Genomic DNA, 16,112 nt, shown 5'->3' with positions numbered 1-16,112 from the left:
CCTGCTTTTGTTCTTTTTATCTATTAATATTCCATACCTGTTAACCAAACTTTTTTCTCTTTTCTCGCTAAATCTTCTTCCACAACCTGTACTGTATTCAGCGCATTAATAACAGACATAGCAATACCGCCACCAATATGGGTACTGCTATCGGTGTAGTAAAGTCCGTCTACTCGCTTATCTTTGATATTTGGTTGAAAGAAACTGCTAGCATTCACCCGATCAATCACCGTGTGTTTCGTTCCGATCAATGCTTCAAGTTCTTTTGGTCCATAACATTTTTCAGTGACGATCGATTTCCCTAAATTCGCAAGCCCTAATTTTGTCTCTAACCAGTGAACTATAAAATCTCGGTATGACTCATAGTAATCTTCTTGATGTAATCGATTATTTGAATCATAAGATGGTACATTGACATGGATTGCAAGATTACTACCTTTTGGTGCCCTAGTAGACTCCGAAAATCCAGAATAGGAAACATGTAAGGTAGGGGATAACGACCATTCACCCTGTTCAAAAATATCCACATATTCACGACTGTAATCAAGCGGATAAAAATAATTATGATGATGCAGATGCTTATACTTTTCGTCTATTCCTAATAAACAAAGAAAACCAGATGAACTCTGTTGGTTCGTAGGTTTGGACTTCTTTGTTTCTGTTTCCATCAATCCACGAAATGTTGCTATATCTACACTTGAGATAACAAAATCACAATCCCATAAATATTTTTCTGTTTTCACTTCGAATAAATTATCCGATTTCACAATAATTTGTTCTGCTGGAGTATTATGGAAAATGTGAACGTTCAAATCCATTGCTAACCGTTCAAATGCTTCAATCAATCGATAATTTCCACCTTCTACATAATAAACTCCTTGTACTAATTCTAAATAAGCAAAAAAACCGAGTGCGGCAGGTGCACGATATGGGGACGAACCCACATATGTGGCATATCGATTCATCATTGCAAGTAAACGTGGATCATCAAAAAAACGCCTATGAAAGGCATCCATTGTTAAAAATGGATAAACAGACAGAAACGTTTTCATCCATTGGAATGAAAGGAGTTCAGATCGATTTATAGCTGCATTTTCAAAAAAGTTTTCATCCGCTATTTGATACAATCGAGCGGACTCGTTTAAGTAATCAATAAATCCCTGTCTGTTTTCAGGTGAAAAAGCATGTAATTGTTCAATCATATAATCTGGATCAGATGTAAGATCTATCACCGTACCACTTTCAAAAAAATTCCGGCTGTTCACTGCCAGAGGAATAAATCGAAGCATCGGATCTATAGTCTTTCCTGCTTCCCGAAAAACTCGTTCAAATATCCAAGGCATCGTAATCATAGATGGTTCAAAATCAAAATGATAGCCATCTATTTTCACTTCTTGCAGTTTCCCTCCAAGGGTCGGCTGCTTCTCCAGTAAAACCACGTCATGTCCATGGGCAGATAAGATGGCAGCTGAAACCAAACCTGATATTCCGCCACCAATCACCACACCTCTAGCCATCTCGTTCCCCCTCACGTAAGATGTATTCTTTACGCAACTCCATCAAGAAACACAGACACTACTGTCAAACTAAGCTGTGTTAAAGCTGCTTCGTCCTGTTTTTTTTCAAAAGCTTGACGGGATAAAGAGTCGAGTAATCCTAGCCATACGTCCGTAAGTAGATCAACATGATCTAACTGATCTTGCAATTCTCCTTTCGTCATCCCTGTTCGCAACAATTGTCGATGAGGTTCGATGATGTATTGATCATATGCACGGTATACTGTTTCGACCAGGTTATCAGATAAATGTTCGTCTACGTCTCTCATCAGAGAGGTCATACACATGGATGCATATTTAAAAAAGCCGTATGCTAATGTAAATAGTATTTCCCGAATACTCGCATCGCTCTCTATATTCTTGATTATCTCTTTACTTACTCTCCCTAAACGCTCGCATAGAACAGCAGCATATAAATGTTCTTTATCCGGAAAATAATGATACAAAGTAGGTTTGGTTATCCCGACCTCATTTGTTATCGAACTAATCGAAACAGCAGCATAGCCGCTTTTCGTAAACAAGCAACCTGCATGATATAAAATAAGTTTTTCTGTATCTTTTAAATCACTATTTTTTGTTCGCTTTGGTCTACCTGGTGGACGTTTTGAACTCGTTTGAGGAATAATAAGAATCCCTCCTTTGCACATAAAATCTTAATAATATTAATTATAGTTCATAGCTGATAGTGTGGCAAACGCTATTGTTTAAGGTTCATAAGTACACTTCTTCATTTGAGTATAATTATAAGCACTAAAATTAGTTATTTTGTTCCTAAATTTATTGCAAAATAAAATCGCCATGTTATAAATGAATATATCCTAAAATATTTTCCCAGTTAGAATATTTCTAATAATTATCAAAAAAATTTATATTCCTTCTATACCCTTGTACTTTCGGTTAACTAAATCTAATAAAAAGAAACGAAAGATAAGAAGCATCCCTTCTAATCTAGTAAATACTTGTCACTAATCAATGCTAACCATTAGAATGATTTTATATTTCATTATTTTAATGAACACATTCGATCCATTAAAACTCCTTTTTTCCCAAGAGGCGTGAAATAAGATTCCACTATATTCATGATTGTTGTTTTCACTTGAATCGAATTTAAAAATTGTAGAAAGCGATAGAATGATAATATGAATACATATGTAATCAAAATCTATACAAGTAGATAGGAAAAATAGATCATATTTTTTATAAGCTTATTATAAGGATCTATTTATCTTTATTAATATTCAGTTGAAAAGGTCTGGACTAATTCATGCAAGTGATCATCATAATAAAAAGCAATCTTAGTTGGAGAGAATCCTTCACACTTTGCAGGTCTTATCCCATTCATTTGATGGAGAAAATCTGTTTTTAAAATTCTCGTTTTGGAAAAAAGAGACATGGTTCTTTTATCACCAAAAGTTATCGGTTTATCTTTACTAGAAAGATATGTATAATGTTTGAAAAAGCAAGAATAACCCTCGCCAAATTCATTCCTATACAAGGGGTTTATAATCTAATCGAAATGCCTTGGTCTCAGAAAACATCTCAACCCCCTCCTCCATAAAATTATGCAGATATTCAAACCCCGAAATTATACCATAAGACTTTTATCTCTCGTAATTTTGTGATTTAACATAATCTTATTTTTATAAGAATTTCATGCACAAGTGAGAGTATTACAGCTTTGACTCATATCTCTATTTTTGCACATCCATCTCTATCTTACTTTTTGATTTTGATTGTTCAAAGAACGAGCTGAAATGAGAAAGGAAAGAAATCATATTATTTTCATAATGAGTTTTCACCTCATTGATCATAGATGGAAATAGTGATACATATTATCATTAAATGAAAGAGGTGTGCAGGTGATTAAATCAAAAGTTTACACATGGTTGATACAAGTAGCTATTATTTTTATTTTTATTTTTTTCTATTGGGGTGGGGTTTTCTCCATTAATGTATTTACTAGTGGTGCCATCCTATCGCTTGCTGGTATTATCCTTGTTCCTATCTCTATCCTTTTTGATTACTTAACAAAAAAGCTGCCACTTTTGTATTATTTATCTCTTTCTTTTCTGATTCATTTAGGTAGTAGTATGCTTATTTTCTTAGATTCTCTAGGATGGATATTAGTTAATTTGTATGGTGGATTGTTTTGGTCGATTGATGGAATCTTTAAATGGAAACAAAGCAACAAATGCAAATGTAACTACTTCAAAATAAATTAGTCAATTTTCGAAAGCTTATCTCTTAAACGAGTAGCTATTAAACGAGTAGCTGTATTTGTCCAATGATAAAAAGTCCGTTCTGGTACACTCGTTCGAAACCATTCCAGTGCTGATTTCGCATCTTCACTAAGATCACGACCAGAGTATCTCAAACTATATGGCTTGATCCCGATGATATAAGGAAAATAAAGCGAATTATAATATCTCCATTCATGAGTTGTGCCAAACTTTTGATCCTGTTGTGGTTTCAATTGTTGCACACACTCTAATAAAATTAATTTCAATTCCTTTGCCCGTTCTAGAACATCTTTGGATTTTTCTGTGTTATGTAATCGTTGGTCGATTATTTTTAATTGGGTTAATGGATTAGAAGACAAACGCTTTAGATCACCAAAATGACTAAAAGCACGTCGTGTATAATGATATAATTCCTCCTCATCCATCTGTTCAGGATGATTTTTTTCATTTACAACCATTTTGATACTCTCTGTAGTGCGGACACGTACTCGTTCTTGTCGGATTTGAGGAAATGCTACAAAGACAAAATACTCAAAACCTGTTTGAATGTATCGGAAAGACGCTTGTACAAGAATGGAAATCAAAATGCTCAGCAGTATAAGGCTAATTGTTTCAAATACAAAACTGGAACCTATCCAGATTACAAGTACCACTTGTCCAGTTATGACAAATGTGATGAGAAATGTATAATCCATTGAATAAAGAAAACTAGGAAACCACAGCTCTCCTTGTTCCTTGATCTCTGTCACAAACATAATAAAGACAATCCCAAATAGACCTATGCTGTTTATCATAAAAATAAGGTTATGAGGGGAACCAATGAGTACCCAAATATGACTTCCTATATAAATAAAAAACAAAAAGAATAGCAATATATTCCAACTATTCCATTTTTTCCACGCACTTTTAACCGCAAAAGCAAGAGTGACGAGCAAAATACTCAAAGCAACTCCATGAAATACACGATGATACAAATAATAGTGTTGTTGAAAATAAAATAATGTCACATTTGCAATAATGAAAAATGGTAACAGTACATATCCCCATATTTTCAAGCGTCTTGACTGCTTAACCGTTGTAGGAAAAGAAAAGAATATAGCACCAGCCAAGAACAATAAGGAAACATGGAAACAAAAATCGCGAATGATCATAACAACTATTTTAGATTTGGAAGAATAGCTTGAGAGGATCTCTACTCCATAATAGAACGATGAAAAAACTAAGCTCAAACCAATAAGTAATAAAATTGGATTTTTTATATCTCGTTGGATGATAAAAATACCGAACCAGAGTAATAGACCATAGAATAGAAACAATGCAAATTCTATAATAAATCTCCTCTTTTCTTATTCACAGGATGAACAGAGGCAATGTTATCACAATCTTGCATGATTGTCTCCGCCTCAAATAACCTTCATTCTCAATCACTTTATTTTAAAAAGTTTTTTTACATATTGCATTGTTTTGCAGTGAAATGTATGGGCATTGCAGGAAAATTTACGAAAAATAGAGATTGTAATGAACCTATTTCGAAAGGAGTTCTGAAAATGGAACTGCATAAAAAACAAATAGTGATGACTCCTCTTTTACGAAAAGTATTCCTTTTTGATGCTGTAGGCACAGGAGTATTTGCTTTGGTGCTTATTTTTTTCGCAAATTTTACTGGAGAAATAACAGGAATAACCAACACAATGATGATTCGCCTAATTGGGATAGGATCAATCATCCCTGCATCTTTTAGTTTTTGGGCAGCAAGTAGAATTCGATTACAAAAAATCTTTATTTTACTATTTGCTATTGTTTGTACTATATGGGTGATTGGAAGCTTTATATTGATTTTGCTTTTACCTTTTCCTGTAATGGGGGTTCTCAGTATGGTCTGTGTAGCGATTTGTGTGGGAATCGTTGGAGGTTTTTTGTTTTACTTTTATTTTAGAAATTGAGTCTTTACACCCTTCAACACTATTAAACAATACAAATGAAAACGAAACAAAGGAGAAATAGAAATGATTAGGGAAGAAAATCCACCATTTGGTTATTGGACTAAAAAAGTAGCACAGACACTTTTAGATATTATGGAACCAGTATTAAAAAAACACCAACTAACAGTAGATCATTGGCAAGTGCTTAATTCTATGCCTTTAGATGACAAAACAAATATAAATGAATTGCTTGATTTATTGGAAAACAAAGGTTGGATAGATAAAAATAATTCATATGAAGAACAGACTGATACTCTGAAACTAACCAAAAAGGGGGAAGCTGCAAAAACTACCATTTTTAATGAGATTCATGAAACACGCAAAAAGCTATTTACAAACATTTCAAGAGAAGATTTTGAGATCTCCTTACAAGTCATGAAACAAATCATAGAAAATAAAAAGGAGCTACACGAAGAAAACGATATGAATGAATAACTATACATAAAAATGCCCCGGCTCTACACCGGGGCTATTATTACGTGAGAACTTACATTTTAATTGCCATTGAGATGGGCCTGTATACTTTCGGCTAACTTCTCAGGTATTCCTGCTTTTTGTAATTCCTCTACACTAGCAGCTTGGATTTTATCCATAGATCCAAAATGACGATATAGTTGCTGTTTACGTTTTTCTCCGACACCTGGAATATCGTCAAGTGCGGATTGAAGAAAGCTTTTGCTTCGAGTTTGTCGATGGAAGGATAAGGCGAAGCGGTGAACTTCGTCTTGTATGCGTTGCAGCAGATAAAACCCATCGGTTCCGCGTTTCAATGGGATCTCCGTAGGTGGTTCTCCCATTAGAAGTGTTGAAGTTTGGTGCTTCTCATTTTTTGCCATACCACCAACAGGGATCGCAAGACCTAATTCATTTTCCAACACATCCAACGCTGCTGTGAGCTGACCTTTTCCTCCATCAATGAGAATTAAATCAGGTAGTGGTAGGTCATCTTTTAATACTCGTGTATAACGCCGACGAACCACTTCTCGCATCGTTTCATAATCATCAGGGCCTGCTACAGTGCGAACTTTGTATTTACGATATTCTTTTTTAGCTGGTTTTCCATCAACAAATACAACCATTGCTGAAACTGGATCGGCTCCTTGGATGTTGGAGTTATCAAATGCTTCAATCCTTTTGGGAATATCCATCCCAATCGCATCAGCTAGTTGTGTAAGAGAAAGTGTCGTTTTACTCTCATCTCGCTCCATCAAACGAAGTCGCTCGGTAAGTGCAACACGTGCATTTTCTGTTGCCATTTCCACAAGCTTACGTTTGGTTCCCCTTTGAGGAATAATAATCTTCCCCTCTGGTATAAGACCTGTGACAAGAGACTCATCTATTCCTTGTGGTAAAACAATCTCTTTTGGAAGTGTTGGAGTATCATAATAAAATTGTCCTACAAAACTGAGAAAATCTTCTTCTGGTTCTTGAAAGTGCGGAGAAATCGTTACATTGCGTTCCAATAATTTCCCTTGTCGAACAAAGAAAACTTGTACACACATATAGCCTTTTTCTACATAATACCCAAACACATCACGATCCACTTGATCAGAAAGAGAAACATGTTGTTTCTCCATCAATGTATCAATATCTGTAATGAGATCCCGTAATTCTTTGGCTTTTTCAAACTCCAGTGATTCAGCAGCTTCATGCATTTGTTGACTGAGTTCTTTTTTTAACTCAGGATGATTTCCACCTAAGAAGCGTGTGATCTTTTGCGTTAATTCTTCGTACTGTTTTGCAGAAACTTCGTATTCACAAGGAGCAAGACATTGTCCCAAATGGTAGTAGAGACAAACTCGTTTCGGTAATGTGGTACATTTCCGCAAGGGAAAAAGGCGATCGAGTAATTTTTTCGTTTGTTGTGCTGCTCCTGCATTTGGGTACGGTCCAAAATATTTAGACCCGTCTTTGATTAATTTTCGTGTAACGAGCAATCGCGGATGCACTTCTTTGGTCAACTGGATATAAGGATAAGATTTGTCATCTTTTAGCATGATATTATAATGAGGATGATGTTTTTTAATTAGATTGGATTCTAAAATAAGTGCTTCTAAATCACTAGAAGTGACAATATATTCAAAGTCGACGATATCCATAACAAGCCGAGTCGTTTTCGCATCATGAGAACCTGAAAAATAAGAACGTACTCGATTTCGGAGATTTTTTGCTTTTCCAACGTATATAATTTCACCTTGGTTATTTTTCATCAAATAACATCCAGGTTTATTTGGCAATAGACTTAATTTCTCTTTTATCATCTGCTTCTCCTCTATATATTCTCCTTCCTATTGTACGACACTTGTGCAAGCTGCTCCAAGTAGTCATTGATTTTTTAATTTTCGGTATGCTCGTTGATACTTTGCCAATCTCTCTTTGTCTGTGTTGTTAGGGTTTGGGATGCGGTCTAAATTCATATTCTCTTTCAAATCGGCTAATTTGACTTCCGTAGCCAGTTTATTTTTGGCAATTCGATCGATAAAGGCAACATACGTTTCTCCTTCCTGCCTTGTGACAGACATCAAAGCGTCCAATACTTCCACAGGAAACCCTTTCTCTTGCAATTCTTCGAGTGTGACATCGGTATCCTCCAAAACATCATGCATCACTGCTACCATCTTTGCCTCCCATGTGCCGACATGTGACATCACTGCGAGCGGGTGAAGAATATAGGGGTTTCCTCCTTTATCAACTTGTCCTTGATGTGCCTGTGCAGCAATCAAAATCGCTTTTTCAAGTAAATGCATAACAATTTTCCTTTCTTTTATGTGTGTTTTGGGATGGTTGAAGAAGGTTATACTTCTTTTAAATAAATTATCTTGACAAAAAAAGTGTCCAAAATGGACACTTTTTTCCTATATATATTCTCCGATCCATTGAACTAATTGTTCTTTTGGCTGTAAACCAACCAATTTGGATTTCATCTCACCATTTTGAAATACGATCAATGTTGGGATACTCATCACGCCAAATTTACTAGCTGATTCTGGACTATTATCGACATCTACTTTGGCAATCGTGACTTGATCACCAAGTTCTTCACTTATTTCTTTAATAATTGGACCTAAGACCTTACATGGCGGACACCACTCAGCCCAAAAATACACCAAAACGGTATGGTTATTTGGATTTTCTACCTCGGTTGAAAAACTTTCATCTCTCACTTCTACAATTGCCATTTTATTGTCCCCCAATGAATACTTCCATTTCATGAGCAAGTATAACACTCTAAATAAAAAAAGACTATTTCAAATCAAAAGATTTAACAATAATATTCCCTTATTTGAATACTCTTGTTCCACCAATAAATAAAAAAAGCACCCCTATAGGGCGCTTTTCTCCTTACATATATTCACCTAACCATTGAATGAGTTGTTCTTTTGGTTGCAAACCAACCAATTTGGATTTCATTTCCCCATTTTGAAATACCATCAGTGTTGGGATACTCATCACGCCAAATTTGCTAGCTGATTCTGGATTGTTATCGACGTTTAGTTTTGCGATTGTTACTTTATCACCAATCTCATCATTTACTTCTTCTAAAATAGGACCAATAATTTTACAAGGTCCACACCAAGGAGCCCAAAAATCAACCAAAACAGTGCCACTATTTGCGCCTTCAACATCTGTAGCGAAATTTTTATCTGTTACTTCAACAATTGCCATTTGTTATTCCTCCTAGGACAGTACTTACAATTCATAAGTTAGTATACCACTTTTGCTAGAAAATACAACTATTTCGTTATCCGAATAAAGTGAGTAGTATGATATACTTACTTTTGAAGTGCATCTGACCACTTCACCAAACATCTCCTATCCTGATGGGGTAAAAAATGAACAGTCGAAAACGAGGGGAAATGTGGCATTACGGAAACGCTAGCTTTGCACAAGAGTTGCTTCTTACTCAGCCGAGGTGAAGTTGAAGAGATCGCGAATAAGCACAATTTTCCTGAGTTCGTAAAGTTCTACGATATCTTCGAAAGAAATCCTCAGGATCCGACGATTGGTATGGATAACCTTGTAGCATTTATCCTAAGGGAACCGCATAAACAGGAAGAGCGTACACTGAAGTATTCTGCTGTTACAAGAGAAATCGCCTCTCGCCTAGGTTACCCTCGGTAAGGAGACAAAAGGTGGATGGGAAAACCCCATCCACCTGACCCATATCGAATATACCAATCTACACATTTGCACTTAACCGTTTTGAATCACCTTTTTTAATTCCTTCGTCAAAAGTGGAACTACTTCAAATAGATCCCCTACTATTCCATAATCCGCAATCTGAAAAATAGGTGCATCTGGATCTTTGTTGATTGCGACGATCACTTTGGAACTAGACATCCCTGCCACATGTTGAATCGCGCCAGATATCCCGCAAGCGATATAAAGATCAGGGGTTACCACTTTACCCGTTTGCCCAATTTGCAGGGCATAATCACAATAACCTGCGTCACATGCGCCTCGTGAAGCTCCAACCGCTGCCCCTAATACATCAGCAAGTTCTTGGAGCGGCTGAAATCCTTCTGTACTCTTTACTCCTCTACCACCAGAAACGACAATTCTTGCTTCTGATAAATCGATGCCTGAAGTTGCTTTTTTTACTACTTGGGTAACAATCGTGCGTAAACGGTCTTTTTTGATTTCTACACTTATTTCTTCTGTGGTAGCGGATCTAGATGTATCCAGATCTAATGTGGGGATATTATTGGGGCGAATGGTGGAAAATTGTGTGCCAGATACAAACGTTTTTTTGACAAATGCTTTACCTGCATAGATCGGCCTTGTATAGGTTATCTCCTCACCCACCATATTAATAGAAGTACAATCGGAAATAAGCCCAAAATCAAAATGCGCAGCAATTCGTGGTGCTACATCTTTGCCAATGGTGGTATGTCCCGTAAGAATCACATCTGGCTTAACTTGATCAATAACGTACTGCCAAGCGAGAAAATAAGCATCTGTAATATAAGTATCCAGTTGTCCATCCTCCAACAGAAGGATATGATCTGCTCCATAATGAGCAAGCGATTCAACTTCTTTTTTTCCATCTGTTCCCAGTACTGCAACAATAACCTTTCCATCTCCAACAATGAGACGGGCTGCTGCGATGCTTTCATACGTAACTTGCCTTACAACACCATCACGTCGATCAGCAAAGACAAGTACCTTTTTCCCCATTGGACACCCTCCCCTATATTACTTTCGCATCTTTGTGGAGTTTTTCTACTAAAGAAGTCACTTGCTCTTTGATACTTCCTTTTAATATTTGACCGGCTTGTTTTTGGGGTGGCAGAAATACTTCTTTTTGGGCGGTTTTAGCTGAGATGGATTGTTCTGAAATGGATAAATCATCTATTTCAAAACGAGTGAGGGGTTTTCTTTTTGCTTTCATAATACCGGGTATAGTTGGATATCTGGGGTCATTTAATCCTTGTTGGGTGGTAACAAGCAATGGTAAATGTGTTTGAATATGTTCGACATCACCTTCGATATCTTTTTCCAACGACACTTCATTGCCAGCGATCGTTATCTTGGTAATCGTAGAAACATGGGGAATTTGAAGATATTGTGCGAGCCTGGGTCCTACTTGTGCAGAACCATCATCTACTGCCATATAACCGCATAAAATCAGGTCATAATTGTCTTCTTGTTCTTGGATTGCAGCATAGAGCAGCTGGGAAATACTGTGTTCATCCAGCTCATCCTCTAAGTCTTCTGTTTCGACTAAAACCGCCTTATCTGCACCCATTGCTAAAGCAGATCGCAAGGCTTGTTCGGCGCGGTCTGGACCAATGGTCAATATGGTTATTTCGCCACCATGCAGCTCTTTCAAACGAATAGCTTCTTCCACTGCGTACTCATCGTAGGGATTGATGATAAATTCTACTGCTTCTTCGCTTATCTCACCGTTTTTTAGAACAATTTTTTCTTCTGTATCAAACGTTTGTTTTAAGCAAACAAGAAAATTCATGCTATTTCCCCTCTTTCGCAGATAATACCATCTACAAACATTTGGTAAACTGGTTCCGCCATTTCTTGTAAAGAGTATTTTTGTTGGTGCAGCACCCATGAGGTTACCAGATCATCCAACGTTCCAAAGATCATCTTTCGAGCTAACCGAATATCTAAATTCTTTCGAAATATACCTGACAACTTGCCTTGTTCCATTACATGCTCGATCAGGTTCAAGTATGCTTGCATCAATTTACTGATTTCTTTACGAACATGAGGATCAGACTGACGCAGTTCCATCTGTACCACAACAGCAAGCGCTGGATTTGCTTCTAAATACTTAAGATGCAGCAAAATAATATGAAATAGCTGCTTTTTGGGACAACTACTCAATGCCAATCTTTGCTTTGCTTTTCTTACAAACTGACCTATTTTCTCACGAAATATAGAAATCAATAAATCTTCCTTATTTTCAAAATACAAATATATAGTTCCACCTGCAACGCCTGCTTCTTTGGCAATCTCGGATATTTGTGATCGATGATAACCATACTTAGCAATAACACGTATGGACGCTTCTAAGATGGCATCATATTTTTGACTTGTTCGTTTTGCCATCTGTCCCGTCCCTTCCTTTCCCATAGTGAATGATGGTTCATTCTTATTCTAATTTTATTAACACATGCTTTTATTGTCAAATGATAAAAAATTAGGATATTCATTTTTGGGAGCGGGCGTAATGACATATGACCATGGTGTGGTCAAGGAAAATATAAAACAGCCCAAATATACGGGCTGCTTCGTTAAATCTCAAACTGTGTCGTATACAGCTCTTGATAAAATCCTCGTTTTTCCATCAAATTCTCATGTGTTCCTTCTTCAATGATCTTTCCTTGATGGATCACCAATATCTGATCGGCATTCTCAATGGTCTTAAGGCGATGTGCGATCACAAAACTGGTTCGACCCTGCATTAAATTTTTTAGACCACGCTGAATATGTAATTCCGTACGAGTATCAATATTGGAAGTAGCTTCATCTAAGATAAGGATATCTGAATCCATTAATATTGCCCTTGCTATTGCAATCAACTGCCTTTGTCCTTGACTGAGATTGGTTCCACCAGAAACGATCTTTGATTGATACTGTTTGGGAAGATGTTTAATAAAATAATGTGCCCAAGCCATTTTTGCAGCATTTATTACTTCTTCTTCTGTCGCATTTTGCCGACCATAGCGAATATTTTCTAATATAGTTCCAGAAAAAAGGTAGGTATCTTGCAGTACAATACTGATGCGTCTTCGTAAGTCGTCTATTTTGTAATTTTTTATTTCTTGATCATCAATGCAAATTTGACCTGTTTGAATATCATAAAATCTTGTTAGCAAATTGACGATCGTTGTCTTCCCTGAACCAGTAGGACCTACTAATGCAACTGTCTCACCTGGCATAGCTCTCAGTTGGATATCTTTTAAAATGGTCTGATCAGGGGAATAGCCAAAGGAAACATGATCAAAGTTAACTTTTCCTTTAAACTTCTTAACAGAGACTGCATCTTTTTTATCTGTTATTTCTGGTACTTCATCCATGATTTCAAATACTCTTTCTCCACCTGCAATCGCTGATTGAATCGTGTTTAATAAGGTTGCAATCTGGCTGATGGGTCTGGAAAATTGTCTGGAGTAGCTAACGAAAGAAGCAATAATACCTACGGTCATATGACCTTTTAAAACCAACAGCGCGCCTGCACCTATCACTAATCCCAAACCTAAGTTGTTGATAAAATTAATAATCGGATTGATAAATCCAGAAAAAGTATCCGCTTGTCTGCCAGATTTTCGCAAACGCTCATTGATTTCATGAAACTCTTCAATCGTTTTTGTTTCTTTTCCATAAAGCGTTACTATCTCTGCTCCTTGAATTTTCTCTTCTACAAAAGCGTTTAATTCTCCAATATCTCGCTGTCTTTTAATAAAACTGCTACTACTGTATTGGTATATTTTTTTCGTCGACACAATCATAACTGGTACAATTAATAGCGTTATAATAGCCAAAATCCAGTTGAGCCAAAACATAGCAATGGTTACCCCAACAATCGAAATTATCGATGATAGTACCTGCGTAACACTTTGAGAAAGTGCACTATTGAGGTTATCGATATCATTGGTCACTCTGCTCATCAAATCGCCATGCGGACGGCTATCAAAAAAGCGCAATGATAACGTCTGTAACTTTATAAATAAATCGTATCGCAATTGATTGATCGTTTTCTGAGCGATGTTGATCATGATGAAAGTTTGTAACCAACTAAGTGCAATCGTGAGCAGATAAATACCTGCAAGGAGCATGATCATTCGCAAAGCACCATCGATATCATGAGGGATGATGTACGAATCGATGATAACTCCAATATAATAGGGACCTAGTAATCCAAGTAAGGAAGTGAGCAGTACAAGTATAACAGCAGCTGCTAATCCAAAACTTTGATGTCCTAAGTACATCCATATTCGTTTTATTGTATCTTTTGCGTTTTTTGGTTTCTCCAACTGCGCTCCAAATCTATTTCTCCCACCACGAAAAGCTAATCGAGGAGGGATTTGAGAACGTGAATGAGTTCCGCTCATCCTAAACCTCCCTCCCCAACTCAGTTACATAATCGATTCTCCCGCCTTGTGACAAGTAAATCTCGCGGTATACTTCACACTCATCTACCAATTGCGTGTGAGTTCCCATACCAACTAACTCACCATCTTCCAACACCAAAATCTTATCTGCATCGATAATAGAAGAGACTTTGGATGAGATAAGGAAAATTGTTCGATTGGCAGTCTTGTGCAGTGCAGACTGAATTTTCTCTTCTGATTTTGCATCAACTGCTGAAGTGGAGTCATCCAAAATCAAAATAGAAGCAGTACGAACAAAAGCCCTTGCGATAGACAATCGCTGTTTCTGTCCTCCCGATAAATTGGTAGCATCTTGTGTGAGTTTGTATGTATAGCCTTCTTCCAATCGTTCAATAAACTCAGTAGCACAAGCATCGCTTGCCGCCGTTTGAATCTCTAAGTCATCTGCTATCACATTTCCATAACGGATGTTCTCTGCAATAGAATCAGAAAAGAGAGTCGCTTTTTGAGTGACAAATCCAATGGAAGACCTCAATGTTTGAAGACTGTATTGCTTTATATTCACTCCATCTATCCATATTTCTCCTGAATCCACATCATAAAGCCGAGCGATCAGTTTTACCAGGGTAGATTTCCCACTTCCTGTTGAGCCAATAATTCCTATTTTTTCACCAGGTTGTGCATCAAATGTGATATGTTTTAATACTTGTTCTTCGTTTTTACTATAACTAAAAGAAACATCTCGAAATGCTATGTGACCTTTTACTTCTTTTGGCTGGTAACTCTCTTTTGGTTCTACAATATTGATTTTTGTTTGTAACACTTCTTGAACTCGTCCAACGGAGGGAAATGCTCTTGTGATTTGAATGGATACCATACTCACCGACATCAGTGCCATTAAGATCAGCATCAAATAGTTGATAAACGCCAAAATTGCCCCGACTTCTATACTGTTGTCAGCTACTTTATAGCTCCCCAACCAGAGTGTCCCGACAATCCCACCATTGATAACGAGCATAATCACTGGCATCATGATAGAAATAACTTGGACAGCTGATCGATTTGTTTTTGTCAGCTCATCATTCACCTGCTTAAAGCGTTCTATCTCTTGTCTTTGCTGGACATAAGCCTTGATGACACGCATGCCAGCTAAATTTTCTTGTAATCTGGTATTCACTTTATCGATTGCTTCTTGTACTTTCTTGAACATGCGTCCTGACCGACCTGCAATAAAAAAAACAGTAATCAACAAAATCGGTACAACCACAAATAAAACTGGCGACAGCTCATTTGCTGAAAAAAGAACGATCAGCATGCTACCAATAAACAAAAGCGGGCCTCGAACCAACACTCGCAATGTCATGTTGAGTGCAGTTTGCAAGGTTACAATATCATTGGTAACAATCGTAATTAATTTCCCAGTACCAAATGTATCTCGATTTTCTCCTGAAAACATAACAATTTTACTAAGAACTGCTTTTCGAACATCAGCAGAAAAATGGACAGCCGTTTTGGTGGAGAAAAAAATACAGCCCAATCCACCAGCTAACCCGATAAGTGCTACGACAATCATTAAAATGCCCATGCGAATAACATAAGCCGTGTCTTGATTTGCTATCCCTTTGTCAATGATATGCTGCATGATTGTCGGCTGCAGTAAATCCATCGTTACTTCCAACACCATAAACAATGGACCGAGAATAGCAATCCCTTTATAAGGTTTTAGAAATTTTCCTAATGCACGTACTGACCCCATAG

General features: G+C 37.0%; 15 protein-coding genes. 3 read left to right on the top strand and 12 right to left on the bottom strand.

Annotation, left to right across the window (positions count from 1 at the left end; translation table 11 throughout):
• Positions 1-23: 23 nt before the first annotated feature.
• Both GSM42_RS17375 and GSM42_RS17370 read right to left on the bottom strand, forming a co-directional pair.
• Positions 24-1,517: a phytoene desaturase family protein gene (locus GSM42_RS17375; RefSeq protein ID WP_160802808.1), complete on the bottom strand. Its 1,494-nt coding sequence runs from the start codon at positions 1,515-1,517 to the stop codon at positions 24-26.
• Between the two features lie 29 nt (positions 1,518-1,546).
• Positions 1,547-2,203, bottom strand: coding sequence for a TetR/AcrR family transcriptional regulator (locus tag GSM42_RS17370; protein WP_160802807.1), 657 nt, complete (start codon positions 2,201-2,203; stop codon positions 1,547-1,549).
• A gap of 1,212 nt (positions 2,204-3,415) precedes the next feature.
• Between GSM42_RS17370 and GSM42_RS17365 the strand changes: the two genes are divergently transcribed.
• A complete protein-coding gene (locus tag GSM42_RS17365; protein WP_160802806.1) occupies positions 3,416-3,778 on the top strand; it encodes a hypothetical protein in 363 nt (120 codons plus the stop codon).
• On the opposite strand, the gene GSM42_RS17360 is transcribed toward GSM42_RS17365, so the two are convergent.
• The gene (locus GSM42_RS17360; RefSeq protein WP_160802805.1) at positions 3,775-4,851 is read right to left on the bottom strand and encodes a hypothetical protein; all 1,077 of its coding nucleotides are present in this window, start codon (positions 4,849-4,851) and stop codon (positions 3,775-3,777) included. The genes GSM42_RS17365 and GSM42_RS17360 overlap by 4 nt on opposite strands.
• 492 nt (positions 4,852-5,343) lie before the next feature.
• Between GSM42_RS17360 and GSM42_RS17355 the strand changes: the two genes are divergently transcribed.
• A complete protein-coding gene (locus GSM42_RS17355; RefSeq protein ID WP_160802804.1) occupies positions 5,344-5,739 on the top strand; it encodes a hypothetical protein in 396 nt (131 codons plus the stop codon).
• A 63-nt stretch (positions 5,740-5,802) separates the two neighbouring features.
• Positions 5,803-6,213, top strand: a complete 411-nt coding sequence (locus GSM42_RS17350; RefSeq protein ID WP_160802803.1) for a MarR family winged helix-turn-helix transcriptional regulator — start codon at positions 5,803-5,805, stop codon at positions 6,211-6,213.
• A gap of 59 nt (positions 6,214-6,272) precedes the next feature.
• Here GSM42_RS17350 and uvrC read toward each other — a convergent pair whose 3' ends face one another.
• The 9 genes from uvrC to GSM42_RS17305 form a co-directional block, all read right to left on the bottom strand.
• Positions 6,273-8,039, bottom strand: coding sequence for an excinuclease ABC subunit UvrC (gene uvrC / locus GSM42_RS17345; protein WP_160802802.1), 1,767 nt, complete (start codon positions 8,037-8,039; stop codon positions 6,273-6,275).
• A gap of 63 nt (positions 8,040-8,102) precedes the next feature.
• A complete protein-coding gene (locus GSM42_RS17340; protein ID WP_160802801.1) occupies positions 8,103-8,525 on the bottom strand; it encodes a GTP pyrophosphokinase in 423 nt (140 codons plus the stop codon).
• A 108-nt stretch (positions 8,526-8,633) separates the two neighbouring features.
• Positions 8,634-8,957 (bottom strand): thioredoxin, encoded by a 324-nt coding sequence (gene trxA, locus GSM42_RS17335; protein ID WP_160802800.1) that lies wholly within the window; start codon positions 8,955-8,957, stop codon positions 8,634-8,636.
• Positions 8,958-9,120: 163 nt separating this feature from the next.
• The gene (gene trxA, locus GSM42_RS17330; RefSeq protein ID WP_160802799.1) at positions 9,121-9,444 is read right to left on the bottom strand and encodes a thioredoxin; all 324 of its coding nucleotides are present in this window, start codon (positions 9,442-9,444) and stop codon (positions 9,121-9,123) included.
• 528 nt (positions 9,445-9,972) lie between these two features.
• Positions 9,973-10,956 carry an electron transfer flavoprotein subunit alpha/FixB family protein gene (locus tag GSM42_RS17325; RefSeq protein ID WP_160802798.1) on the bottom strand — a complete coding sequence of 328 codons (984 nt, stop codon included), beginning with the start codon at positions 10,954-10,956 and terminating at the stop codon, positions 9,973-9,975.
• 13 nt (positions 10,957-10,969) lie between these two features.
• The gene (locus GSM42_RS17320) at positions 10,970-11,749 is read right to left on the bottom strand and encodes an electron transfer flavoprotein subunit beta/FixA family protein (RefSeq protein ID WP_160802796.1); all 780 of its coding nucleotides are present in this window, start codon (positions 11,747-11,749) and stop codon (positions 10,970-10,972) included.
• Positions 11,746-12,348, bottom strand: coding sequence for a TetR/AcrR family transcriptional regulator (locus GSM42_RS17315; RefSeq protein WP_237446685.1), 603 nt, complete (start codon positions 12,346-12,348; stop codon positions 11,746-11,748). Before GSM42_RS17315 ends, GSM42_RS17320 begins: the two co-directional genes overlap by 4 nt.
• Positions 12,349-12,533: 185 nt before the next feature.
• The gene (locus GSM42_RS17310; RefSeq protein ID WP_160802793.1) at positions 12,534-14,354 is read right to left on the bottom strand and encodes an ABC transporter ATP-binding protein; all 1,821 of its coding nucleotides are present in this window, start codon (positions 14,352-14,354) and stop codon (positions 12,534-12,536) included.
• 1 nt (position 14,355) lies between these two features.
• Positions 14,356-16,110 carry an ABC transporter ATP-binding protein gene (locus tag GSM42_RS17305; RefSeq protein WP_160802791.1) on the bottom strand — a complete coding sequence of 585 codons (1,755 nt, stop codon included), beginning with the start codon at positions 16,108-16,110 and terminating at the stop codon, positions 14,356-14,358.
• Positions 16,111-16,112 lie beyond the last annotated feature (2 nt).

The organism is Shimazuella alba (genome assembly GCF_009831235.1).
Taxonomy (GTDB): Bacteria; Bacillota; Bacilli; order Thermoactinomycetales; family Thermoactinomycetaceae; genus Shimazuella; species Shimazuella alba.
This window is presented reverse-complemented; position numbering and strand designations above follow the sequence as displayed.